The organism is Kitasatospora sp. NPDC052868 (assembly GCF_044547105.1).
Taxonomy (GTDB): Bacteria; Actinomycetota; Actinomycetes; order Streptomycetales; family Streptomycetaceae; genus Kitasatospora.
The window spans coordinates 15,598-37,049 of record NZ_JBITZW010000024.1 but is presented as its reverse complement, the minus strand read 5'-3'; the positions used below and the strand labels follow the sequence as shown (position 1 = coordinate 37,049).

Genomic DNA, 21,452 nt, shown 5'->3' with positions numbered 1-21,452 from the left:
CACCTCGCAGGTTCCGCATGCCCCGGCGGATCCCCGTGGCTCTACGCCACGGGCTGCGGATACCCCATCTCCCAGGCGTGCACGGCGATTCCCACCCGGTTGGAGACCCCGAGCTTGCGCTGGATGCTGGCCAGGTGCGTCTTCACCGTCCCCGCCGAGATGAACAGTTCGGCGGCGATGTCCGCGTTGGTCCGGCCCGCCGCCACCTGCCCGGCGATCTCCACCTCCCGCTCGGTGAGCGCCACCACCTGCGGACGCCGCCCGGCCTGGCGCCGGGGCGGCGCGGTGACGTGCTTGAGCAGGCGCACGGTGACGGACGGACTGATCAGGCTCTCACCGCTCGCCGCCGCGCGGACCGCCTCGGCCAGCAGCGCCGGGCCGGAACGCTTCAGCAGAAACCCGGACGCGCCGTGCTGCAGCGCGGGGTACACGTACTCGTCGAGGTCGAAGGTGGTCAGCACGACCACCCTCACCGGGGTGGCGGCGCAGGGACCGGCTAGTCTGCGGGTCAGCTCCAGCCCGTCCATCCGTGGCATCCGGATGTCCACCAGCGCGACGTCGGGGCGCAGTTGCCCGGCGAGTTCGAACGCCGCCACGCCGTCGGCGGCCTCGCCGACGACCGTGATGTCAGGCTGGGCCTCCAGGATCCGCCGCACACCGCGGCGGACCGCCTCCTGGTCGTCCGCGATCAGCGTGCGGATGGGCGCAGGGTGGGGACTCGTCACACGGAGCAGTCTCGCACGGCCGATCGACCGGCCCCGAAGCCGGATACCGCCCGGGCCTCAACGCGGACACCGCCCGGGCCGGGCCCATGAGGCGACGGGCCCGGCCCGTGAGGCGACCGGCCGGCGTCAGGAGGCACCGCCCTTGAGGTCGGTCTCCCGCCCGTCGCGCAGCACGGTGAGGTTGCGCGGCACCTCCACCCGGTACCGGGCATCGCAGTTGGCGATACCCGTACAGCCGGCCTGCAGGTCGAGGTTGTCCCCGCTCAGACTCCAGCTGGTCTCCTTGCTCCCGAGCACCCGGGCGTCGAACCAGCGGGTCACCTTGATGTCCTGCCGGTCGGTCGCGACCAGGTCGGTGGAGACCTCGTGGGAGCGGACGTTGAGGGTGGCACCGCCGTAGCTGAACGTCCTCTCCTCGGGGGTGGCGTCCGAGGCCGACGCGCAGCCGGTGACGGCCGCCAAGGAGCCGAGGGCGGCCAGGGCGAGGGCGGCGGCGGGCGTGCTGCGGCGGCGGGCGGCCGATGCGGTCATGGGAACAATCCTCCGACGGAGTTCGGTTCGGGTCACGGCTACGAGCATGGCCGTTCCGCGCACGCCTGCCATCTGCCGTTCGGCAGATACCGGGTGACCACCTGCCCCCGAACCCCCGGGCCGGGCCTCCCGAGCAGGGTGCCGGCCGGCTCTGCCGAACTGCGCCTGCCTGTCCGAACCCCTCACAGGGAGCGGATATGGCGAGTATGGCCAGCTGTATGGCGACGAGAAAAGTGACCGTGACCATCCCGGAGGATCTCCTCGAGGAGATCCGGGCCGAGGCGGACGAGCGAGGCATCTCCGCCTACGTCACCGAGGCTTTGCGCGCAAAGCGCGACCGGGACAGACTCCAGGAGCTCGTCCACTGGCTCGAGGAGGAGCACGGGCCGGTGACCGAGAGCGAGCAGTCGGCCGCTTCCGCCGAGTTGGCCGGACTGGACGCCGAGCACGAGCGCCGCCGGGCCGCCCGGAGCAAGCACACCGGAGAGTCCGCGTGACGAAGAGGCACGGCGGCGATCCCAAGCCTCTTCGCGTCTTCGTCCTCGACTGCGAAGCCCTGTCACTTGCCGTGCGGGGCGACCGAATGATGATCGCCCGTCTCGAACTCGCGGCACGGGGCGAGGCCGACGTGGTGACCTCCCCCATGACCCTGGTCGAGGCCTGTGACGGAAGGACCACCGAGCAGCGCTGGGACTGGGTCCTCTCCCGCGTCAACGTGGTCGACCTGGGCAGGGACGACGCCAGGCAGGCCCGCAGGCTACTGGCCGCCGCCAAGTTGCACGGTCACAAGTACGCCGTCGCCGCCATGCTCGCCGTCGTCGCGCTGCGCCAGAGAGGCCAGGTCACCGTCTTCACGTCGGACGTCGACGACCTGGAGAAACTGCTCCCGGACAGCATTGTCGTCAGCAGGGTCTGGCCTCTGGCCGAGCCCAGCCGGATGACCGTCGAGCTGGCGCCCGCAGCCCGCAGCCCGCACCTGAACCGCCCCGCCCGTCAGGCCGCTGCCGCCGGTTGCCGGACACCGGGGAGAAGACGCGCCGGGGAGAGGACGGCCCCCGGCCTAATGCACCGGCAGCACGCAGGTGATCCGCCAGCCGGACGGCTGGTGCGGGCCGGCGCCCAGCGTCCCGCCGTGGGCGGCGACGCGTTCGGCCAGGCCCGCCAGGCCGGTGCCCCCGCCGGTGCGGCGCCCCAGCAGGCCCTTCGTACCGCGGGCGCCTCCGCCGTCGTCCGTCACCGACACCTCCACCACCCGGTCCGCGCCGCTCGCAGGCCGGACGACGGCGACCCGGACGGCCGCCTCGGTCGCCCCGGGGGCGTGCCGCCGGACGTTGGTGAGCGCCTCCAGGACGACGGCGTACACCGTCGCCTCGGCCTCGCCGGACAGCACGGCGGAGCTCTCCGGCGCCAGCTCGACGGTGGCCCGGACGGCGCCGGAGGCACCGAAGCGACCGACCAGTGCCGGCAGGTCCGCGAGCCCGTGCACCCGGCCGGCGACGGCCGCCGACGGCTCGGCCTGCGGCTCCCGCAGCGCCCCGACCATCTCGTCCATCGAGTCCAGCGCCCGCAGGCCTGCCTCCTCCAGACGGCGCAGCAGCGCGGCCGTCTCCTCCCCGTCCTGGCCGGGGAGTTGTCCCGCCTGCGCCTCCAGCACGATGCCGGTGATCTCGTGCGCGACGAAGTCGTGGAGGCCGCGGGCCACTTCGAGGCGCTGCTCACGACGGGCCCGGGACACCGCGCGCTCCCGGCGGGCGTCCAGCGAGCGCAGGTAGAGACCCGCCCCGGCCACGACGACGGCGGGGAACAGGGCGAGCGAGACGGCGACCGGTGAGACCAACCAGTCGGCGTCCGGCACGTGCAGGGTGAACCGCAGCGGCAGCAGCAGGACCGCCGCCGCCAGCAGGGCCAGGACCGGGACGACCCGCCGCCCGGGCACCCGGCGCGCCGCCCGGCCGAACAGCACCAGCAGGGCCGGCCACTCGAAGGCCAGCCAGAATCCGGCGAGGCGGTAGGGACCGGAGTAGCCCGCGTCCAGGGCGAGCGAGCACACGGCCACGGTGCCGGCCGCCACGGCGAGGGTGACCCGCCCGGACGGCCAGGACAGCACCGCCGCCGCTCCCGCGAGCGCCGCCATGGCGGCGAGCAGCAGTGCGGCCAGGTGCTCCCCCGGGTGGGCCGACAGCACGGGCGCGACCACGACCAACACGACGGCGCCGCCCAGGAGTCGGCGGAGGCGGACGGCACCGGGGGGAGGCGGGAGGGCGGCGTGCATGCGGGTGAGCCTACGGGCCCGCGCGCCCCGCTCTCCCGGGGGAGGCCGGAATCGTCCGCGAGGAGGAGGGAGTCCCCCCTGTCGCGGGAGGTCTGACCGCCCGTCGGAGCGGAGAGTGGTCCTTGCCGGAACCCGGGCGGCACTCCGCATCCGTACCGGCTCCACCGACCGCCCCACCGAGAAGGACGAACCACCATGTCCCGTCGCAACACCGTCAAGACCGCCGCCCGGGTGGCCGCCGTCGCCGCCCTCTGCCTGGCGGCCACCGTCGCCGTCGTGCCCGCCAACGCCGAGCCGGTCGGCGACGCCTCCTCGGCCGCCCGGGTGCGGGGCAACGCGGGGGCCACCCTCACCGCGGACTTCCCCGGCTTCGAGGGCGACGCCGTCCGCTTCGAGGTCGACGCCCGGACGGCGGTCAACTCCTCGCCCGCCCACGGCAGCGGGCACTTCCACGTGACGCACCACCGGCCGGACGGGCGGCTGGTCGCCGACTTCGAGGGGGACATCGGCTGCCTGGCCGTGGGCGGCGGCACCGCGATCGCCACCGGCGTGATCACCAAGGGCGCGGTGCCCTGGTTCCCCGGCACCGAGGTCGTGGGCACCAAGGTGTCGCTCACCGTCCAGGACAACAACGGCCGCGCCGACCGGCTCGGCTGGATCTGGGGCGCGTTCGGGGCACCCGTCTCGGACTGCCAGGGCACGGTACCGTTCATCCGCGCCGGCAGCGGCGGCTTCACCGTACGGGGCTGACCCGCCCGGACGGTGCGGGGCCGGCGTCGCAGGCCGCACCGCCCGCCCACCCCGCACGGAGGACCGCCCGATGACCGACGACCGGCCGACACCCGTGCCCGCCGCCGGACTCGACCCCGGACCGGTGCAGTCGCGCGCGGACACGGGGGTGCCGCGCGCGCTCACCGGCCCGGTCACGGCGACCGGCGCCGGCCACGGCCGCAGCCGCCGGGAAGGCCACCGGGTAAGCACACCGTCTTCGGAGGCCCGCCGATGAGCGCCGCCGACTACCGCCGGCTGACAGCCGTCGGGCCCTACTTCGCCCTGGACAGCGCCGACGCGCCGGGCGACGGACCGCCGCCCGGCTTCCAGCCGCTGCGCGACCTGTACGCCGAGGGTCCGAAGTCCCTGCTGGCCCGGCGGGTCGACGTGGTGGCGCAGCGGCTGGGCGGCGTCGAGCCGCGGGTCGCGGCGTCGATCCTCCACCTCGGGCTGGCGGCCCGGTTCTGCTCGGTCGGACTCGGCGCGGCCGCCCTGCTCGGCACGGTGCCCGAGCTGCACCCCGACCGGTCGTACCTGCGCGTGCCCGACCAGGGGCCGATCGACCTGTGGGTGCCGTACGAGGACACCGGGGCAGACCGCGAGCCGCTCGCCGACCGGCTCCACCGGGCTGTCGTCCAGGGCCAGTTGACGCCCCTCGCGGCGGCTCTCCGGTCGGTCGTCCCGGTGTCGGGGCAACTGCTGTGGGGCAACGCGGCATCCGCCCTGGCCGGATCGCTGCGGATGCTCAACGGCCAGGTGGCGCCCGGACCCGTCCGCGCACTCGTGGCCGAGCTGCTCGGCCGCGCGCCACTGGCCGGCACGGGGATCCTGCGTGGCGCCGCCTTCCGGCGGAACAGCTGCTGCCTCTACTACCGCGTGGGCCCGGGCGCCGGGGTCTGCGGCGACTGCTGCTTCGACCGTCCGCCCCGACCCGCCGCGCGCTGAGCCGCCACCTCCGCTCCGGGACGGCCCTCCCCGGCAGCCACTACGATGCCTGCCGGGGAGGGTGATTGGCATGAGTGGATCGGGGCAGGTACGCCGGGCCGTCGTCGCGGTGCTCATCGCCGTCACGGCACTGGGTTGCACCGCGACACCTCCGCCGACGACCCGGGAGGAGTCCGACCCGGACAGCACCAGGGTCCGCACCGACACCGCCCCGCTCCAGCGGCCCTTCGCGGCGATCGGGGAGCTCTCCGACCCGCAGTGGCTCGGCTACAACCTGCACTACGAGAGCCGCCCCCTCATCCCCGACCAGGACCCGCCCATCCGGGTGGTCGGCATCGCGCACCTCCCCGCAGGCACCGCCGCGGCCATCACCTCCCGCCCCGAGTACGCCTTCCACCCCATCGCGCCGGCCGACGGCGCCACCCCTGCCGCCCCCACCGCGAGCAGTCCCGGAAGCGCCTCGCTCGACCTCCTCCTCCCCGGCCCCGGCCAACTGCCCGTCCCGCTCAGGCACGCACTCCCCGTCGAGTCCGAGTGGCTCACCAGCGAGGCCTACGACCGGACCATCACCAAGTCGCGCTACCAGGGCCGGTTCTTCCTGGACCCGCTCTCGGACAGCGTCTACTTCGACACCATCTCCCCCGAAGCCACGGACGGCGGCAGCCCGTCCTGAGCGAAGCCCGACCGGGGACGAACGGCGACTCCCGCCCGGCGCCGTCAGCCGACCCGGCGGGCCAACACCTGGCCCGGCCAGTCCTCGGAGAGGAAGCGCTCGGTGGGGGTGAAGCCGTTGCGCTCGTAGAACGCGACCAGCTCCCCTCCGCCGCCCGCCCAGCAGTCGACCCGCAGCAGCTCCACGCCGGCCCGCCTGGTCTCCTCGACGGCATGCTCCAGCAGCGCCGCCCCGATACCCCGGCCGGCCTGCCGCCGGTCCGAGATCAGCAGTCGGACGTACCGCTCGGGTTCCCCGGCCGGCGCGATCGGCAGCTGGGGGCTGGGCCCGGAGTCCAGCACCAGGGCTCCGACGGGGGTTCCGCCCGACTCCGCGATGTAGGGGACGTTCTCGGTCAGATAGCGCTCGACCCGCGCCACCCCGCCGGGCTTCTGCGAGTACGGCGTCGTGCCCCACTGCTCGGTGTTGCCACGGTCGTTCATCCAGACCACCGCGGAGTCGAGCATGTCCAGCACGGCCTGCGCGTCGGCCAGGCTGCCCGGTCTGATCCCTATGTCCTGCATGGTTTCGTTCACGGAGGGAGTCTAGACAGGGGTGGGCGGATCGCGTTCCGGCTCAGAGCAGCTCGAACACCCCGTACGAGAACCCCTCCGCCCGGACCTCCCCACCCGTCACCCGCACGCCCTGCACATCCAGCGGCCGCACCACCGGCGCCGAACCCCCGGCCCCCGAAGGGCCCCCGGACGCCGAAGCCCCGGACGCCGAAGGACCTCCGCCCCACGGCACGACCGCCGGATCCCGCCGCGGGTTGACCACCACCAGGTACCGCCCGGCCCGGGTGTACACCAGCGGATAGCCCGCATGCCGCACCTCCACCGAGCCGCGGGCGCCCAGCCCGGGGTAGGCCCGGCGCAGCGCCACCAGTCGGCGGACGGTGTGCAGCAGCGAGGTCGGGTCGGCCCGCTGGGTGGCCACGTCGGGCCGCCCCGGGTCCGGGTCGACGGGCAGGTAGAGCCGCTCGGCGGGCGCGGTGGAGAAGCCCGCGTTCGGCCCGGGTGCCCACTGCATCGGGGTCCGCGAGCCGGCCCGGTTGTACCGCGGGCCGAGCACGCTGCCCTCGGTGTCGGGCAGCCCGGGCAGGTAGCGCATGCCGATCTCGTCGCCGTAGTAGACGGCGGGCAGGGTGGGCCAGGTGAGCAGCAGGGCGAAGGCCGGGGCGAGTTGCTCGGCGGTGCGCGGGCCGGTGGCGAGCCGCGAGAAGTCGTGGTTGGCGGTCGGCAGGGCCATGTACCCGGCGCCCTCGGTCAGTTCGGCGGCCGAGCGCCAGGCGTCCAGGAAGACCTGCGGGGTGCCCCGGCCCTCGGCGTCGAAGTAGCAGGGGCCCTGCTGCCAGAACTCCTCGACCGTGCCCGCGTTGTTGTTGAACAGCGAGCGCAGTGGCAGGCCCTTGTCGGGGCCGCCGAACTGGAGGAAGAAGTCGGCGTGGAAGCCGGCCGCGACGGCGACGGCCGGCTCGCCCCACTCGGCGAACAGCGCGGCCTGCGGGTGGCTGCGGTCGAGCCAGTCGCGCAGCTCGGTCCAGAGTTTGGCGGTCTCGGTGAACCCGGGGTCGTCCTTGACCAGCGAGGAGGCCATGTCGACGCGGAACCCGGCCAGGCCGAGGCCGAGCCAGTGCGACATGATCTCGCGCAGCGCGGCCCGGTTGGCGCGCGGGCCCTCGGCGTCGACCGACTGGCGCCAGGGCTGGTCGGAACGGCTGCGCGCGTAGCCGAAGTTGAGCGCGGGCTGGCAGTCGAAGAAGTTCGGCCGGTACCAACCGGGGCGGGAGCCGGGCGAGGCGACGAAGCCGTCCACCGGTGTGCCGGACCAGATGTAGCGGTGGTCGCCCGGGTCCTCGGCGGCGGCCAGGAACCAGGGGTGCCGGTCCGAGGTGTGCCCGGCGACCAGGTCCAGCAGGATCCGGATGCCCTTGCGGCGGGCTGCCTCGACCAGGGCCGCCAGGTCCTCGGTGCCGCCGTAGCGCGGCGCGGGCGCGAGGTAGTCGCTGATGTCGTACCCGGCGTCGCGGAACGGCGAGGTGAAGCAGGGGTTGAGCCAGACGGTGTCGACGCCGAGCCAGGCGAGGTGGTCGAGGTGCTCCTCGATCCCGGCGAAGTCGCCGATGCCGTCGCCGTCGGAGTCGGCGAAGGTCTGCGGGTAGATCTGGTACAGGACGGCGTCGGCCAGCCAGTCGGGGCCGGGGCGGGTCGAGGTCATGGTGGTGGATCCTCCTGCCGAGTGCCGGGGCCGGGTGCCGGGGGCCGGGTCTCAGATTCTCGTCCAATCCCGGCCGTCCCGACAGCCCCCCTCACCGCCCGGGACTCAGCCGGCCCTCAACGCGCCCCGCAGGCCGCCGTGAACGCCTTGGCCCGCCGGGTGATCTCCGCCCAGTCGCCGGCCGCCACCACCTCCGGCGCCACCACGTCCGTCCCCGCGCAGACGGCGAGCGCGCCGTGTGCGAGGAAGTCCGCGGCGTTGCCCGCGTTGACGCCACCGGAGGCGACCAGGGGGATGTCGGGGTAGGGCCCGCGCAGGTCCTTGAAGTACCCGGGCCCGAACGCCCGGGCGGGGAAGATCTTGACGGCGGCGGCGCCGAGGTCCACGGCCGCGGCGACCTCGCTGGGGGTGAGCGCGCCGAGCACCACCGGTACGGCGGCCGCGTGGGCGGCGGCCGCGACCTCGGGGCGGCAGCCGGGTGTGACCAGGAAGGACGCGCCGGCCTCGACGCCCCGCTCGGCCTGCTCGGCGGTCAGCACGGTACCGACACCGACCCGCCATCCGGCGTCGGCGGCACGCCGCAGATGGGTCGTCACATCCGGTGTGGTGTAGGTGAATTCGGTCCAGCTGATGCCGCCTTCGGCGAGCGCGGCGCAGAGTGCGGCCGCGTCCGGTATCCGGGGGGCGCGGACGACGGCGATCACCGGATCGGCGGCCAGCGCGGCACGCGCCGCGGCGATGGCGGATTCGGATTCGGCAGGTCCTGCATAACTCGCGCTCATGCGGCTCGGGTTCCTCGCTCGGTGCGGCGCAGGGTGCGGCCGGGGCGTGCGCCCGTGGTGCGGCCCTGCCGGACGACGGCGGTGCCGTTGACGTAGACGTGCTCGATCCCGGTGGCGGGCCGCCGGGGGTGGTCGAAGGTGGCGGTGTCCCGGACCCGGTCGGGGTCGAACAGCACCAGGTCGGCGTGGTGGCCCGCGACGATCAGGCCCCGCCGTTCGAGCCGCAGCCGCCGGGCCGGGCGGCCGGTCATCCGGGCGATCGCCTCCTCCAGCGTGAGGACGCCCGAATCCCGGCTGTAGTGGCCCAGATAGCGGGGGAAGGTACCCCAGGCGCGCGGGTGCGGGCGGGCCCCGACCAGCAGGCCGTCGCTGCCGACGGTGTGCACCCGGTGGCGCATGATGGCCTGGACGTTCTCCTCGTGGCCGACATGCTGCAGGATCGTCGTCGCCAACTCGTCGGCGCCCAGCAGGTCCAGGAAGACCTCGGTGCCGCTGCGCCCCTGCTCCGCGGCGAGTTCGGCGACCGTGCGCCCGACGCTGCCGGCCAGGGCCGGCGCGCGGACCCCGGAGATCTGGATGGTGGACCAGTCGGTGACCACCCCGTGGCAGCCGTCGCTGCCCTGCTCCTCCACCGCTTGGCGCACCCGCTCCCGTACGCCGGGGTCGGCCAGTCTGGCCAGGGTGGCCTGCGGACCGCCCTCGGTGGCCCAACTCGGCAGCAGGGCGGCCAGGGTGGTGGAGCCGGGCAGGTAGGGGTAGCTGTCCAGGGTGAGGTCCACACCGTCGGCCAGCGCCTGGTCCACCAGGGCCAGCAGCTCCCCGGCCCGGCCCTGGTTCACGCCGAAGTTCATGGTGGCGTGCGTGAGGTGCAGCGGACAGCCGGAGCGCCGGGCGATCTCCACCATCTCCGCGTAGCCCTCCAGCGCGCCCGCACCGTAGGAGCGCTGGTGCGGCGCGTGGAATCCACCGAAGGCCGCGACGACCTTGCACAGCTCGACCAGCTCGCCCGTCCGCGCGTACATCCCGGGGGTGTAGGTGAGCCCGCTGGACAGGCCGACCGCGCCCTCGGCCAGGCCCTGCGCCAACAGCTCCCGCATCCGCCCGAGTTCGGCGGTGCTCGGTGCGCGGTTCTCCCAGCCCATGGCGAGCATCCGCAGGGAGCCGTGCGGGACGAGGTAGCAGGCGTTGACGCCCGCGCCGGCCCGGTCCAGCCGGTCGAGGTACTGGCCGACCGTGCGCCAGTCCCAGTCGAAGCCCTCCGGGTCGCCGTTCCAGCCGGCGATCTGGCGGCGCAGCGCGGCGAGCGTGGTGTCGTCCACCGGTGCGTACGACAGGCCGTCCTGCCCGAGGACTTCGCAGGTGACGCCCTGGGTGACCTTGGCGGGGTGCTCGGGTTCGAGCAGCAGCGCCAGGTCGGAGTGGGCGTGCATGTCGATGAATCCGGGGGCGAGCACCAGCCCGTCGGCGTCCACCGTGCGGCCGCCGTCCAGGCCCTGTCCGATCCCGGTGATCAGCCCGTTTCCGATCCGCACGTCGGCCCGGTAGCGCTCGGCGCCGGTGCCGTCGATGACGGTCGCGCCCTTGAAGACGAGCCGGCCGTCCATCAGAAGTAGGTCCTCACCAGGCCGGTGACCTGCGGCTCCGCGGCGTCCGCGTCGTCCAGCACCGGGATCATCGTCCACTTGTCGAAGGCGGTGCAGGGGTGGGAGATCCCCAGCCGCAGGACGGCTCCGACGGGTGCGAGGTCCCCCGCGTCCCGCAGGAAGGCGTGCTGGTCGTTGAGCGCGCTGATGCGGGCCGCGGTGCCGGTCAACGCGGCTCCGCCCCGGACGAGTTGCGGCTCCGGCAGCCCCTCGTCGAAGGGCAGGTCGCGCTTGCCGGCGTCCAGCAGGGCCAGTTGCGGCTCGGGCCGGGAGACCACCTGGGCCCAGCCGTGCAGGGCGCTGCGGAACGGCCGTTCGCCGGCACCCCGGACCAGCGGTGAGATGCCCCGGTAGAAGCCGTCGTCGTGCCCGATGTAGGCGCCCGAGCGGAGCACCACCCTGGCGTCGGCGAGTCCGGCCAACTCCTCGACCACCAGGTCGAAGTAGGCGCTGCCACCGGCGGTCACCAGCGGTTCGCCGTCGTCCTGGGCGCCGCTCAGCCGGGTGTGCAGTGCGGCCAGTTCGCGCAGGTAGCGGCGCACCGTCGCCAGCCCCTCGGCGGTGGCGTCGTGGGCGAGCGCGCCCTCGTACCCGCCGACGCCCGCGAGCCGCAGCGTCGGGGCGCGCAGTACGGCCGCCGCGACCTCGACGGCCTCCTCGACGGTCCGGGTGCCGGTGCGCCCGCCCGGTCCGCCGAGTTCGACCAGGACCTCGACCGGCCGGTCGGCCCCGGCGGCGCGCAGCGCTTCGTCCATCAGCCGGACGCTCTCGGTGGAGTCGGCCCAGGAAACGAAGGAGAAGGCCGGGTCGGCGTCCAGTTCGCCCGCGAGCCAGGCCAGCCCGGCCGGGTCGAGCAGGGTGTTGGCGAGCAGGATCCGCTGTACGCCGAAGGCCCTGGCGACCCGTACCTGCGGCAGGTTGGCCAGCGTGATGCCGTGGCTGCCGGCGTCGAGTTGGGCCTTCCAGAGCGCCGGCGCCATGGTCGTCTTGCCGTGCGGGGCGAGTGCCACCCCGGCGTCGGCGCACCAGGCGGCCATGGTCCGGACGTTGTGGTCGAGTGCGGCGGCGTCGAGGGTGAGCAGCGGGGTCCCGAGGTCGGCGAGCCCGGGGCGGGTGGCGAGGTAGTCCCGGACGCTGAGGCCCCAGGCCGCGGGCGGCAGGGCCTTGAACCGCCAGTCGAGCACCTCGTCGGCGAGCGCCGCCACCTTTCCGGCGTCGATGCCCGGCCCGGTGCCGCTGCTTGCGAAGGTCTGGTCCACCGTCATCCTCCATTGCTCATGTTGCAACATGTGCAACGAGGGTTGCACATGCTGGCATCACGGTTCTAGCATCAGCGCCGGACGAAGGTCAACGAACGGCGAACGCCACCCGGCACCGGAGGTCGACGACCGGCGGGGGCGGGCCACCGACGAGGGCGACGGGCTCGACCGCGGTCGGCCCCGTCGGCCGCAGGACACGAGGAGCCCAGCACATGCCACGACAGGACGCCGCCGTGACCGCAACGGCCCGCCCCGCCGAGGCGGTGTGCGTGGGCGAGTCGATGGCCGTCCTGCTGCCGGACCGTCCGGGCCCGCTGGAGTCGGTGGACGGCTTCCGGCTCTCGGTCGGCGGCGCGGAGTCCAACGTGGCGGGCGCGCTCGCCGCACTCGGCGTACCGAGCGCCTGGATCAGCCGGGTCGGGGACGACGGCTTCGGCCGCCGCCTGGTCGGCGAGCTGGCCGCGCGCGGGGTCGACGTGTCGGCCGTCGCCGTCGATCCGCACCGCCCGACCGGCATCTACCTCAAGGAGGTCGGCGGCAGCACCGGCCGCCGCCACGACCTCGGCCCGGGGCGCAGCAGACTGCACTACCACCGCAGGGGCTCGGCGGCCTCCGCCCTCTCCCCCGCCCTGCTCGCCGACCCGGTCGCGGCCCGGCTGCTGGCCGGCGCCCGGCTGCTGCACCTGTCCGGCATCACCCCCGCACTCTCCGACGACTGCCTGGCCCTGGTCCGCGCGCTCCTCGCCGAGCGCCGCCCGGGGCGGCTGGTCAGCTTCGACCTCAACTGGCGCCCGGCGCTGTGGCGCGAGCGCGACCCGGCGGTACTGCCGCCGCTGCTGGACGCCGCCGACCTGCTGCTGCTGGGCGCCGACGAGGCCGAGGCCGCCTTCGGGACGGGCGACCCGCAGGAGCTGCGCCGCCGCTTCCCCTCCCCGGCCACCCTGGTGGTCAAGGACGCCGACCGCGTCGTCACGGCCCTGGGCCGGGACGGCTCCCAGGCCTGCGAGACGGCGCTCACCGTCGAGGTGGTGGAGGCCACCGGGGCGGGCGACGCCTTCGCGGCCGGCTTCCTGGCCGGCACCCTGCGCGGCCTGGACCAGCGCCGCCGGCTGCGGCTGGGCCACCTGGCGGCGGCCTGCGCCCTGACCGCCCACGGCGACCAGGCCGAGCTGCCGCCCGCACCGGCGGTCACGGCCCTCCTCGACGCCTCACCGGCGGAGTGGGCCGCCACCCGGGTGTCGGCGGATGGCATCGTGTCACCGGTACTGCCCGCGCCCGGGGGCAGCGCCTCCGACCCTCGACCGGCCGCGTCCCCGGCCCTTGGAGCACGATGAGCCAGACCGTCAGCCGCGCCCTGCGCATCCTCGCCGAGCTGGGCGAGGGCGAGCGCTCCCTAGACCAGCTGGCCGAGGTGCTCGGCGTGCACAAGACCACCGTGCTGCGGCTGCTGCAGAGCCTGGAGGAGGAGCGGTTCGTCCACCGGGACGCCGCCTACCGCTACCACCTCGGCGCCGGCCTGTTCGCGCTCTCCGGCCTCGCCCTGGAGCAGCGCGGCATCCGCCGGATCGCCGCGCCGCACCTCGCGGAGCTCAACGCGGCCACCGGCCAGACCGTCCATCTGGCCGCGCACGAGGGCGGCGAGGTCGTCTACATCGACAAGTACGACTCCCGGCACCCGGTGCGGATGTACTCGCGGATCGGCCTGACGGCCGCCCTGCACAGCGCGGCCGTCTCCAAGGTGCTGCTCGCCGACCTCCCGCCGGCCGAGCGCCGCCGGGTGGCGGCCGGAATCGACTTCACCCCGCACACCGCCCGCACCCTCACCACCCCCGAGGCCCTGCTCGCCGAGCTGGACAAGGTCGCCGCCCAGGGCTGGGCGCAGGACCACGCCGAGCACGAGGCCTTCATCAACTGCGTGGCCGCGCCCGTCCGGGACGCCACCGGGCGGGTCGTCGCGGCGGTCTCCATCTCCGTCCCGGACGTCGTCCTGCCCTATGAGCAGGTCCTGGAGCTTCTCCCGGCCCTGCTCGCCACCGCCCGCGCCGTCTCCGCCGACTGCGGGCAGACCCCCAGGACCGGCTGACCCGACCGACCGCACCCGCCCGAGCCGACCCCACCGGGCCGCCCGCGACACCAGGCGGCACCACCGGCACCCGCCACCACCGAGGAAGCACATGAGCGACAAGACCGAAGTCCGCACCGACGGCGCCCCCGCCCCGGCCTGGATGTTCTCCCAGGGCGTCCGCAAGGGCCCGATCCTCCAGGTCTCCGGCCAGGGCCCGCAGGACCCGGCCACCGGCGAGTACCTCCACCACGGCGACGTGAAGGCGCAGACCCGCCGGACGCTGGAGAACGTCAAGGCGATCGTCGAGGCGGGCGGCGCCACCATCGAGGACGTGGTGATGTTCCGCGTCTACCTCACCAAGCGCGCCGACTTCCCCCTGATGAACGAGGTCTACGCCGAGTTCATCGACGAGAACATCAAGCCGGGCGGCGTGAAGCCCTGCCGCACCACGATCTTCGTCGAGCTGCCGCAGGAGCCGATGCTGGTCGAGATCGACGCCCAGGCGGTCATCGGCTGACCTCGGCCGGCCACGGCCACACGCCGGGGCCCGGACGGGAGCTCCCCGTCCGGGCCCCGGCGCATCCGCGGGCGGCGGCCGACGTCAGCCGACGGCCACTCCCGTCTCCTCCGGGACGGTGCCCCGGGCCACCACCCGCCCGGTCCGCTTCGCCGTGCGCCGCTCCAGCGCACCGGAGAACAGCGCCACCCCCAGCGCGGCGGCGGTGAGCAGACCGCCCACCCAGTTCGGCGCGTCGTAGCCGAGCCCCGAGGAGATGACCAGCCCGCCGAGCCAGGCGGAGAGCGCGTTGCCCAGGTTGAACGCGGCGATGTTGGCGGCCGAGGCCAGCGTGGGCGCCCCCGCGGCCTGGTCCATCACCCGCTTCTGCAGCGGCGCCACCGTCGCGAATCCGAACAGGCCGATCAGCGGGATGGTGACGATCGCGCCGACCTTGCTGTGCGCGGCGAGGGTGAAGGCGAAGAGCAGCACCGCCAGCACCGAGAGGATCACGTACAGGCTGCGCATCAGCGCCCGGTCGGCGAACCAGCCGCCGAACAGGTTGCCGACGAACAGGCCGACGCCGAACAGGAACAGCAGCCAGGTGACACTGCCGTCGGCGAAGCCCGCCAGTTCGGTCATCATCGGCGTGATGTAGGTGAACATCGCGAAGATCCCGCCCCAGCCGAAGACCGTCATGGTCAGCGCGAGCCAGATCTGCGGCTGACGGAAGACGGCGAGCTCCGGGCCGAGCCGGGCGTCCTCGGCGCGCGGCTGGACGGGCACCAGTGCGGCGATGCCGGCGAAGCCGATCACACCGAGCGCCGCGACCACGTAGAAGGTGGAGCGCCAGCCGAAGTGCTGGCCGAGCAGGGTGCCCATCGGTACGCCGAGGACGTTGGCGGCGGTGAGGCCGGTGAACATCAGGGCGATCGCACCGGCCCGCTTGTGCGGGGCGACCAGGTCGGCCGCCACCACCGAGCCGATGCCGAAGAACGCGCCGTGCGCGAAGGCCGCGAGCACCCGGCCGGTGAGCAGCAGCCCGTAGGCGGGGGCGAGGGCGGAGACGAGGTTGCCGAGGATGAACAGGCCCATCAGCGTCAGCAGCATCCCCTTGCGGGGGGCCTTGGTGCCGAGGATGGTGAGCAGGGGGCCGCCGACCACCACGCCGAGCGCGTAGCCGGAGATGAGCAGGCCGGCGGTGGGGATGGACACCGAGAAGTCGCCGGCGACCTCGGGCAACAGGCCCATGATCACGAACTCGGTGGTACCGATGCCGAAGGCGCTGATCGCCAGCGCCAGGAGCGCGAGGGGCATGAGGGGACCGCTTTCCAGAGCAGGACGATTGCACATGCAACTACCAGCGTCGACAATACGACCGGACGCCGGATACTTGCAAGCGCGCCATATCCCCACTCGCACATTCCTTGCGGCGCCTTGCCCTCACCCTCCCCAGTCATTAGGTTAGGCTCACCTAACTGACTGGAGGTCGTCATGAGCCAGAGCCCCATCGACGTCGAGGCGCCCGAACCCACCGCCGCCGAACGGGTCTGCGGCCTGCTCACCGCGACCTCCTCCGTGGTGGTCCGCGCCTGCGGCGAGTACCACGAGCTCGACACCCCCGTGTCGGTGCACGGCGCCGCACTGCGGATGTGCGCCCCGCTCGACGCGCCGCTCACCATCGCCGCCGCCCACGCCACGGAGGGGCTCGCCGTCGTCCTGGACCTCACCGACATCGCCCCGGTCGCCGTCCGCGACCGCGTGCGCGGCCGGGTCTCCCTGGCCGGCCGCCTCCACCTCGTCCACCTCGCCCACGACGGCCTCAGCGTCCACCTGCGCCTGGACGTCGCCCACGCCGTGCTCTCCACCCCGTACGGCACCACCGCGCTCACCGGTGCCGACCTCGCCCTCGCCGGGCCCGACCCGCTCGCCCGCCACGAGGCCGGACTGCTCACCCACCTGGCCGACGACCACCCCGACGCGCTCGCCGTCCTGACCCGGCTGCTCGACCCGAACCTGCTCGCCGAGCGCCCCGACGTCCGCCCGCTCGCCCTCGACCGGTACGGCCTGGTGCTCCGCCTGGACCACCCGCACGGCCACCGCGACGTCCGCCTGGTCTTCCCCGAACCCGCCAGGGACACCGAGGACTTCGGGCTGCAGGTACACCAGCTGCTCACCGTCGCCCACAACAGGGCGCCCGCCCACCGGAACTAGCCGATGGACGGGCGAAAGATCTCACGCACAAACCGATATGACGGATCACCACAAGGCGCACCCGGAAACGACAGCGGCCGGCCCGGCTCGCGAAGGAGGTTCGCGAACCGGGCCGGCCTGGGCGTGTCCCGCGCCCGTGGTGCCGCTGGTGGTGCGGCGATCCCCCGGTCGAGCGGTCACCCGACATGACCATCCCGGAGGTCGTTCGCCCCGCGTCCAGCGGTGGTCCGAGGGCCGCTCGAAAGCGGCCGATCAGAGCCGACCGGTCGCAGCCGACCGGCCGGTGGAGACGACCGATCAGATGCTGACGCCGTGGGCGCGCAGGTAGGCGATCGGGTCGATGTCGGAGCCGTACTCCGAGCCGGTGCGGATCTCGAAGTGCAGGTGCGGGCCGGTCACGTTGCCGGTCGCGCCCGAAAGGCCGATCTGCTGGCCGGCGGTCACGGTCTGGCCGACCGAGACGCCGATCGAGGACAGGTGCGCGTACTGGGCGTACTTGCCGTCGGCGAGCTTGATCTCGACCTCGTTGCCGTAGGCGCCGCCGTTGCCGGCCTTCACCACGGTGCCGGCCGCGATGGCGCGCAGCGGGGTGCCGGTGGAGGCGACGAAGTCGGCGCCGGTGTGGTGGCCGGAGGCCCACATCGAGCCGGCCACGCCGTAGGCGGTGCCGAGCTTCGGGTTGGCGACCGGGGAGACGTAGCCCGAGGTGCTGGCGACGGCGGCCGGGGCCGGGGTGGCGGCCGGGGCGGCCGGCTTCGCGGCGGGGGCGGCCGGCTTGGTGGCCGGGGCCTGGGCCGGCTTGGCAGCCTGGACCGGCTTCGGGGCGGCGGGCTTCGCGGCCGGCTTGACCGAGTCCTGCGAGGCCTGCGGCTTCGCGGCGGGGGCGGCCGGCTTGGCGGCCTCGGCGGCGGCCGGAGCGGCAGCGGCCTTGGCGGCAAGCGCGAGCTGCTGACCGGGGAAGATCAGGTTCGGGTTGCCGCCGATGACCGAGCGGTTGTGGTCGTAGAGCGCCTGCCAGCCGCCCTCGACGTTCTTGGCGGCGGCGATCTTCGACAGGGTGTCCCCGCCGACGACCTTGTAGCTCTGGTCGACCGGGGCGGCGGCCGGAGCCGCAGCCGGGGCGGCCTGCTCGGCGGCGGCCGGAGCCGCGGCCGGGGTGGCGTCGACGCTGGTGGCGCCGGTCCAGGTGCTGGTCTGCCCGGCCTTGGCGGCAGGGGCGGTGTGGGCCTGGGCGCTGATGGTGGTCACCAGCGGGAGGGCGAACGCGGCGCCGGTGACGGCAGTGGCGATACCGATGCGGGCGGCGCGGGGCAGGGCGATACGACGAGCCTGTGCGGGCATGGGGTATTTCCTCTCCGACGCCTGCGAGGTGAGCTGTCGGGTTCGGGCTGGAGTTGCCCGGCCGCATATGCGGCTTCACCCCAAGCCGGACCGTGAATTCCGGTCCGGCGACTTACCTTTGGGTCCCCCGCTCCTGCCGAACAGAGTTCAGTTCGTACCACCGGGCAGCGGCAGGACTAGGCGTTCCACCCGGTGGCCACCCGGGCTAATGCCGGGCGGTCGCTGAACTAAAACCCATCCGTCCGGGTGAAGCAATGTCGATCTCTTGAACCCGCAACAAAAGCCCGGGGCACCGTGACGCTCCGAATGATCGGCTACGCGGTGCGCACACAATCCATTGACCGTGCGCGATCGTTCGACCACGTTCCGTCCATTTCATGACCGGTGCGCATGCGATCAAGTACGGAAAGCCATCCACCGACACACCGCCGGTGACCCTTGTCACGTCGACCCCCGGGGGCGCACGATCAGGCCGTGGCCACCTCCGAGGCCGGCACCCTGCGCCTGGGCACCGCGCAGGGCCGCTGGGTACTACTGGCGACCGTGCTCGGCTCCAGCATGGCGATGCTCGACGGCACGGTGGTGAACGTCGCCCTGCCCCGGATCGGCACCGATCTCGGTGCCCCGCTCGCCGCACTGCAATGGACCCTCAACGCCTATCTGCTCACCCTGGCCGGGCTGATCCTGCTCGGCGGAGCGCTCGGCGACCGCTACGGGCGGCGCCGGGTCTTCCTGCTCGGCGTGGTCTGGTTCGCGCTCGCCTCCGCGGCCTGCGCCGCCGCGCCCACCATCGGGGTGCTGATCGCGGCCCGGGCCGTCCAGGGCGTCGGCGGAGCGCTGCTCACCCCCGGCTCGCTGGCGATGCTTCAGGCCGTCTTCCACCCGGACGACCGCTCGGCCGCGGTCGGCCTCTGGTCCGGCCTCGGCGGGGTGTCGGCCGCGATCGGGCCCTTCCTCGGCGGCTGGCTGGTAGACGGCCCGGGCTGGCGGTGGATCTTCCTGCTGAACGTGCCGCTCGCCGTCCTGGTGGTCGCGGTCGCGTCCCGGCACGTCCCGGAGAGCCGGGACGAGAGCGCCACCGGGCGGTTCGACGTGCTCGGCGCCGCACTCGCCGCGCTCGCCCTCGGCGCGATCACCTATGCGCTGACGGCGGCGGGCGGCGGCCTCTCCCCCGGGGTCTGGGTGACCGGCGCGGCCGGCCTCGCCCTCGGCGCGGCCTTCGTCACCGTGGAGCGCCGCACCGCGGAGCCGATGCTGCCGCTCGGCCTCTTCTCCTCCCGGCTGTTCACCGCCGTCAACCTGGTCACCCTCTGCGTGTACGCGGCCTTCAGCGGCGTCTTCTTCCTGCTGGTCGTGCAGCTGCAGATCGTCTCGGGGTTCTCCCCCCTGGTCTCCGGGCTGGCCCTGGTGCCGATCACCGTGCTGATGCTGGCGCTGTCCGCCCGCGCCGGCCGGCTGGGCAAGCGGATCGGACCGCGACTGCCGCTCACCCTCGGCCCGCTGCTCTGCGCGGCCGGCGTGCTGATGATGCTGCGGATCGGGCCGGACGCCTCCTACTGGGCGGACGTCCTGCCCGCCGTCACCGTGATGGGCTGCGGGATGGTGCTGCTGGTGGCACCGCTGACCGCCACCGTGCTGGCCGCGGTGGAGGTCCGCCACGCGGGCATCGCCAGCGGGGTCAACAACGCCGCCGCCCGCGCGGCCGGCCTGCTCGCGGTCGCCGCCCTGCCGGCGCTGGCCGGCCTGAGCGGCGACGCCTACCAGGTGCCCGCCTCGGTGGACTCGGCCTTCCACACCGCGATGCTGATCTGCGCCGGACTGCTGGTCGCCGGCGCGGTGGTGGCCTTCACCTCCGTCCGGGGCAACGTGCTGGCCGCCGAGGACCACCCGGTGGCCGAGCCGGACTGCCAGTGGACCTGCGGCACCAACGGCCCGCCGCTGGACCCCGGCCACCTCGCGACGCGGCACGGCGAAGGCCCCGCCACCGGATCGGCGACGGGGCCTTCAACAGGCTGACGACTCGTCAGAGAATGTCACCCGGGGCGTACTTGGCGGCCTCGGGGTACGCGGCCGCGACGGCCTCGATCCGGCGGACCACCTCGGCGACCTGGGCGCCGGCCGCACCGGTGAAGGACAGCCGGTCGGCGAGCAGCGCGTCCAGCGCGGCCCGGTCCAGCGGGATCCGCTCGTCGGCGGCGAGCCGGTCCAGCAGCTCGTTCTCCCGCGCACCGGCCCGCATCGCCAGCGCGGAGGCGACGGCGTGCTCCTTGATGACCTCGTGCCCGGTCTCCCGGCCGACGCCCGCCCGCACCGCGCCCATCAGCACCTTGGTGGTGGCGAGGAACGGCAGGTAGCGGTCCAGCTCGGCCTCGATCACGGCGGGGAAGGCACCGAACTCGTCGAGGACGGTCAGGAAGGTCTCCAGCAGGCCGTCGAACGCGAAGAACGCGTCCGGCAGCGCGACCCGGCGGACCACCGAGCAGGAGACGTCGCCCTCGTTCCACTGGTCGCCGCCGAGCTCGGCGGTCATCGAGGCGTAGCCCCGCAGGATGACGGCCAGGCCGTTGACGCGCTCGCAGGAGCGGGTGTTCATCTTGTGCGGCATCGCGGAGGAGCCGACCTGGCCCTCCTTGAAACCCTCGGTGACCAGCTCGTGGCCGGCCATCAGCCGGATGGTCTTGGCCAGGCTGGAGGGCGCGGCGGAGAGCTGGACGAGTGCGGTGAGCACCTCGAAGTCCAGCGAGCGCGGGTAGACCTGGCCGACGCTGGTGAGCACGTTGTCGAAGCCCAGGTGGCCGGCCACCCGGCGCTCCAGCTCGGCGAGCTTGTCGGTGTCGCCGCCGAGCAGGTCCAGCATGTCCTGGGCGGTGCCGACCGGGCCCTTGATCCCGCGCAGCGGGTAGCGGGCGATCAGCTCCTCGAGGCGGTTGAACGCGACCAGCAGCTCGTCGGCGACGGTCGCGAAACGCTTGCCGAGGGTGGTGGCCTGGGCGGCCACGTTGTGCGAGCGGCCGGCCATGACCAGCTCGGCGTGCTGGGCGGAGAGCCGGCCCAGGCGCACCAGCACGGCGACCGTGCGGTCGCGCACGTGCTCCAGGGACTGGCGGATCTGCAGCTGCTCGACGTTCTCGGTGAGGTCCCGGGACGTCATGCCCTTGTGGATCTGCTCGTGGCCGGCGAGGTCGCTGAACTCCTCGATCCGGGCCTTCACGTCGTGGCGGGTGATCCGCTCACGGGCTGCGATCGAGTCGAGGTCGACCTGGTCGAGGACCCGCTCGTAGTCGGCGACGGCGGTGGCGGGCACCTCGACACCGAGGTCCTGCTGGGCCTTCAGGACGGCGAGCCACAGGTGGCGCTCCAGGACCACCTTGTGCTCGGGGGACCACAGCTGGGCCAGGGTCGCCGAGGCGTACCGGGAGGCCAGGACATTGGGGATCAGGGGCTTCGCGCTCACGCTTCGCAAGCCTAACAGCCGAGGT

The 21,452-nt window shown here is 74.0% G+C and carries 20 protein-coding genes and 1 riboswitch; of the genes, 9 read left to right on the top strand and 11 right to left on the bottom strand.

Annotated elements, in window-relative coordinates:
- Positions 1–41: 41 nt before the first annotated feature.
- Both ACIGZJ_RS29845 and ACIGZJ_RS29840 read right to left on the bottom strand, forming a co-directional pair.
- Positions 42–725, bottom strand: a complete 684-nt coding sequence (locus ACIGZJ_RS29845) for a response regulator (protein WP_396460165.1) — start codon at positions 723–725, stop codon at positions 42–44.
- 126 nt (positions 726–851) lie between these two features.
- A complete protein-coding gene (locus tag ACIGZJ_RS29840; protein WP_396460164.1) occupies positions 852–1,256 on the bottom strand; it encodes a hypothetical protein in 405 nt (134 codons plus the stop codon).
- A gap of 218 nt (positions 1,257–1,474) precedes the next feature.
- Between ACIGZJ_RS29840 and ACIGZJ_RS29835 the strand changes: the two genes are divergently transcribed.
- Positions 1,475–1,753, top strand: coding sequence for a CopG family transcriptional regulator (locus ACIGZJ_RS29835; RefSeq protein ID WP_396460163.1), 279 nt, complete (start codon positions 1,475–1,477; stop codon positions 1,751–1,753).
- Positions 1,754–2,316: 563 nt separating this feature from the next.
- Here ACIGZJ_RS29835 and ACIGZJ_RS29830 read toward each other — a convergent pair.
- Complete coding sequence (locus ACIGZJ_RS29830; protein ID WP_396460162.1) at positions 2,317–3,528, bottom strand: sensor histidine kinase; 1,212 nt, start codon at positions 3,526–3,528, stop codon at positions 2,317–2,319.
- Between the two features lie 195 nt (positions 3,529–3,723).
- Between ACIGZJ_RS29830 and ACIGZJ_RS29825 the strand changes: the two genes are divergently transcribed.
- The 3 genes from ACIGZJ_RS29825 to ACIGZJ_RS29815 all read left to right on the top strand — a co-directional run bounded on the left by ACIGZJ_RS29825 (position 3,724) and on the right by ACIGZJ_RS29815 (position 5,917).
- Complete coding sequence (locus tag ACIGZJ_RS29825; RefSeq protein ID WP_396460161.1) at positions 3,724–4,278, top strand: hypothetical protein; 555 nt, start codon at positions 3,724–3,726, stop codon at positions 4,276–4,278.
- Positions 4,279–4,530: 252 nt separating this feature from the next.
- Entirely contained in the window at positions 4,531–5,244 is a 714-nt protein-coding gene (locus ACIGZJ_RS29820) for a (2Fe-2S)-binding protein (RefSeq protein WP_396460160.1), read from the top strand.
- 70 nt (positions 5,245–5,314) lie between these two features.
- Positions 5,315–5,917: a hypothetical protein gene (locus tag ACIGZJ_RS29815; protein WP_396460158.1), complete on the top strand. Its 603-nt coding sequence runs from the start codon at positions 5,315–5,317 to the stop codon at positions 5,915–5,917.
- 44 nt (positions 5,918–5,961) lie between these two features.
- Here ACIGZJ_RS29815 and ACIGZJ_RS29810 read toward each other — a convergent pair whose 3' ends face one another.
- The 5 genes from ACIGZJ_RS29810 to ACIGZJ_RS29790 all read right to left on the bottom strand — a co-directional run bounded on the left by ACIGZJ_RS29810 (position 5,962) and on the right by ACIGZJ_RS29790 (position 11,863).
- Entirely contained in the window at positions 5,962–6,480 is a 519-nt protein-coding gene (locus tag ACIGZJ_RS29810; RefSeq protein WP_396460229.1) for a GNAT family N-acetyltransferase, read from the bottom strand.
- A 52-nt stretch (positions 6,481–6,532) separates the two neighbouring features.
- Complete coding sequence (locus ACIGZJ_RS29805; protein ID WP_396460157.1) at positions 6,533–8,173, bottom strand: alpha-amylase family glycosyl hydrolase; 1,641 nt, start codon at positions 8,171–8,173, stop codon at positions 6,533–6,535.
- Positions 8,174–8,289: 116 nt separating this feature from the next.
- Positions 8,290–8,955, bottom strand: a complete 666-nt coding sequence (locus ACIGZJ_RS29800) for a bifunctional 4-hydroxy-2-oxoglutarate aldolase/2-dehydro-3-deoxy-phosphogluconate aldolase (protein WP_396460156.1) — start codon at positions 8,953–8,955, stop codon at positions 8,290–8,292.
- Positions 8,952–10,559, bottom strand: coding sequence for an amidohydrolase family protein (locus tag ACIGZJ_RS29795; protein WP_396460155.1), 1,608 nt, complete (start codon positions 10,557–10,559; stop codon positions 8,952–8,954). The genes ACIGZJ_RS29800 and ACIGZJ_RS29795 overlap by 4 nt, the downstream gene beginning before the upstream one ends.
- Positions 10,559–11,863 carry an alanine racemase gene (locus ACIGZJ_RS29790; protein ID WP_396460154.1) on the bottom strand — a complete coding sequence of 435 codons (1,305 nt, stop codon included), beginning with the start codon at positions 11,861–11,863 and terminating at the stop codon, positions 10,559–10,561. Before ACIGZJ_RS29790 ends, ACIGZJ_RS29795 begins: the two co-directional genes overlap by 1 nt.
- A 206-nt stretch (positions 11,864–12,069) precedes the next feature.
- Here ACIGZJ_RS29790 and ACIGZJ_RS29785 point away from each other — a divergent pair, with 206 nt between their 5' ends.
- The 3 genes from ACIGZJ_RS29785 (at position 12,070) to ACIGZJ_RS29775 (ending at position 14,439) form a co-directional block, all read left to right on the top strand.
- The gene (locus ACIGZJ_RS29785) at positions 12,070–13,191 is read left to right on the top strand and encodes a sugar kinase (protein ID WP_396460153.1); all 1,122 of its coding nucleotides are present in this window, start codon (positions 12,070–12,072) and stop codon (positions 13,189–13,191) included.
- Positions 13,188–13,940 carry an IclR family transcriptional regulator gene (locus tag ACIGZJ_RS29780; RefSeq protein ID WP_396460152.1) on the top strand — a complete coding sequence of 251 codons (753 nt, stop codon included), beginning with the start codon at positions 13,188–13,190 and terminating at the stop codon, positions 13,938–13,940. The genes ACIGZJ_RS29785 and ACIGZJ_RS29780 overlap by 4 nt, the downstream gene beginning before the upstream one ends.
- 91 nt (positions 13,941–14,031) lie before the next feature.
- Positions 14,032–14,439: a RidA family protein gene (locus tag ACIGZJ_RS29775; protein ID WP_387948814.1), complete on the top strand. Its 408-nt coding sequence runs from the start codon at positions 14,032–14,034 to the stop codon at positions 14,437–14,439.
- Between the two features lie 84 nt (positions 14,440–14,523).
- Here the strand turns inward: ACIGZJ_RS29775 and ACIGZJ_RS29770 are convergent, their stop codons facing one another.
- Complete coding sequence (locus ACIGZJ_RS29770) at positions 14,524–15,735, bottom strand: MFS transporter (RefSeq protein WP_396460151.1); 1,212 nt, start codon at positions 15,733–15,735, stop codon at positions 14,524–14,526.
- Positions 15,736–15,912: 177 nt separating this feature from the next.
- On the opposite strand from ACIGZJ_RS29770, the gene ACIGZJ_RS29765 reads away from it, so the two are divergent.
- On the top strand, positions 15,913–16,632 hold the full coding sequence (locus ACIGZJ_RS29765; protein WP_396460150.1) for a DUF2470 domain-containing protein: 720 nt from the start codon (positions 15,913–15,915) through the stop codon (positions 16,630–16,632).
- A gap of 297 nt (positions 16,633–16,929) precedes the next feature.
- Here ACIGZJ_RS29765 and ACIGZJ_RS29760 read toward each other — a convergent pair whose 3' ends face one another.
- A complete protein-coding gene (locus ACIGZJ_RS29760; RefSeq protein ID WP_392940363.1) occupies positions 16,930–17,973 on the bottom strand; it encodes a peptidoglycan DD-metalloendopeptidase family protein in 1,044 nt (347 codons plus the stop codon).
- 3 nt (positions 17,974–17,976) lie between these two features.
- Positions 17,977–18,136, bottom strand: a riboswitch (cyclic di-AMP (ydaO/yuaA leader).
- A gap of 311 nt (positions 18,137–18,447) precedes the next feature.
- On the opposite strand from ACIGZJ_RS29760, the gene ACIGZJ_RS29755 reads away from it, so the two are divergent.
- Positions 18,448–19,989, top strand: coding sequence for an MFS transporter (locus tag ACIGZJ_RS29755; protein ID WP_396460148.1), 1,542 nt, complete (start codon positions 18,448–18,450; stop codon positions 19,987–19,989).
- A gap of 7 nt (positions 19,990–19,996) precedes the next feature.
- On the opposite strand, the gene purB is transcribed toward ACIGZJ_RS29755, so the two are convergent.
- A complete protein-coding gene (gene purB, locus ACIGZJ_RS29750; protein ID WP_396460147.1) occupies positions 19,997–21,427 on the bottom strand; it encodes an adenylosuccinate lyase in 1,431 nt (476 codons plus the stop codon).
- Between the last annotated feature and the right edge of the window lie 25 nt (positions 21,428–21,452).

What these genes read in the sequence shown, in the direction of transcription:
- ACIGZJ_RS29765 (WP_396460150.1), top strand. Translation starts at nt 15,913, where the DNA reads ATGAGCCAGAGCCCCATCGACGTCGAGGCGCCCGAACCCACCGCCGCC.
- ACIGZJ_RS29760 (WP_392940363.1), bottom strand. Translation starts at nt 17,973, where the DNA reads ATGCCCGCACAGGCTCGTCGTATCGCCCTGCCCCGCGCCGCCCGCATC.
- ACIGZJ_RS29830 (WP_396460162.1), bottom strand. Translation starts at nt 3,528, where the DNA reads ATGCACGCCGCCCTCCCGCCTCCCCCCGGTGCCGTCCGCCTCCGCCGA.
- ACIGZJ_RS29775 (WP_387948814.1), top strand. Translation starts at nt 14,032, where the DNA reads ATGAGCGACAAGACCGAAGTCCGCACCGACGGCGCCCCCGCCCCGGCC.
- ACIGZJ_RS29825 (WP_396460161.1), top strand. Translation starts at nt 3,724, where the DNA reads ATGTCCCGTCGCAACACCGTCAAGACCGCCGCCCGGGTGGCCGCCGTC.
- ACIGZJ_RS29820 (WP_396460160.1), top strand. Translation starts at nt 4,531, where the DNA reads ATGAGCGCCGCCGACTACCGCCGGCTGACAGCCGTCGGGCCCTACTTC.
- ACIGZJ_RS29800 (WP_396460156.1), bottom strand. Translation starts at nt 8,955, where the DNA reads ATGAGCGCGAGTTATGCAGGACCTGCCGAATCCGAATCCGCCATCGCC.
- ACIGZJ_RS29840 (WP_396460164.1), bottom strand. Translation starts at nt 1,256, where the DNA reads ATGACCGCATCGGCCGCCCGCCGCCGCAGCACGCCCGCCGCCGCCCTC.
- ACIGZJ_RS29785 (WP_396460153.1), top strand. Translation starts at nt 12,070, where the DNA reads ATGCCACGACAGGACGCCGCCGTGACCGCAACGGCCCGCCCCGCCGAG.
- ACIGZJ_RS29805 (WP_396460157.1), bottom strand. Translation starts at nt 8,173, where the DNA reads ATGACCTCGACCCGCCCCGGCCCCGACTGGCTGGCCGACGCCGTCCTG.
- ACIGZJ_RS29815 (WP_396460158.1), top strand. Translation starts at nt 5,315, where the DNA reads ATGAGTGGATCGGGGCAGGTACGCCGGGCCGTCGTCGCGGTGCTCATC.
- ACIGZJ_RS29780 (WP_396460152.1), top strand. Translation starts at nt 13,188, where the DNA reads ATGAGCCAGACCGTCAGCCGCGCCCTGCGCATCCTCGCCGAGCTGGGC.
- ACIGZJ_RS29810 (WP_396460229.1), bottom strand. Translation starts at nt 6,480, where the DNA reads ATGCAGGACATAGGGATCAGACCGGGCAGCCTGGCCGACGCGCAGGCC.
- ACIGZJ_RS29795 (WP_396460155.1), bottom strand. Translation starts at nt 10,559, where the DNA reads ATGGACGGCCGGCTCGTCTTCAAGGGCGCGACCGTCATCGACGGCACC.
- ACIGZJ_RS29835 (WP_396460163.1), top strand. Translation starts at nt 1,475, where the DNA reads ATGGCGACGAGAAAAGTGACCGTGACCATCCCGGAGGATCTCCTCGAG.
- ACIGZJ_RS29790 (WP_396460154.1), bottom strand. Translation starts at nt 11,863, where the DNA reads ATGACGGTGGACCAGACCTTCGCAAGCAGCGGCACCGGGCCGGGCATC.
- ACIGZJ_RS29770 (WP_396460151.1), bottom strand. Translation starts at nt 15,735, where the DNA reads ATGCCCCTCGCGCTCCTGGCGCTGGCGATCAGCGCCTTCGGCATCGGT.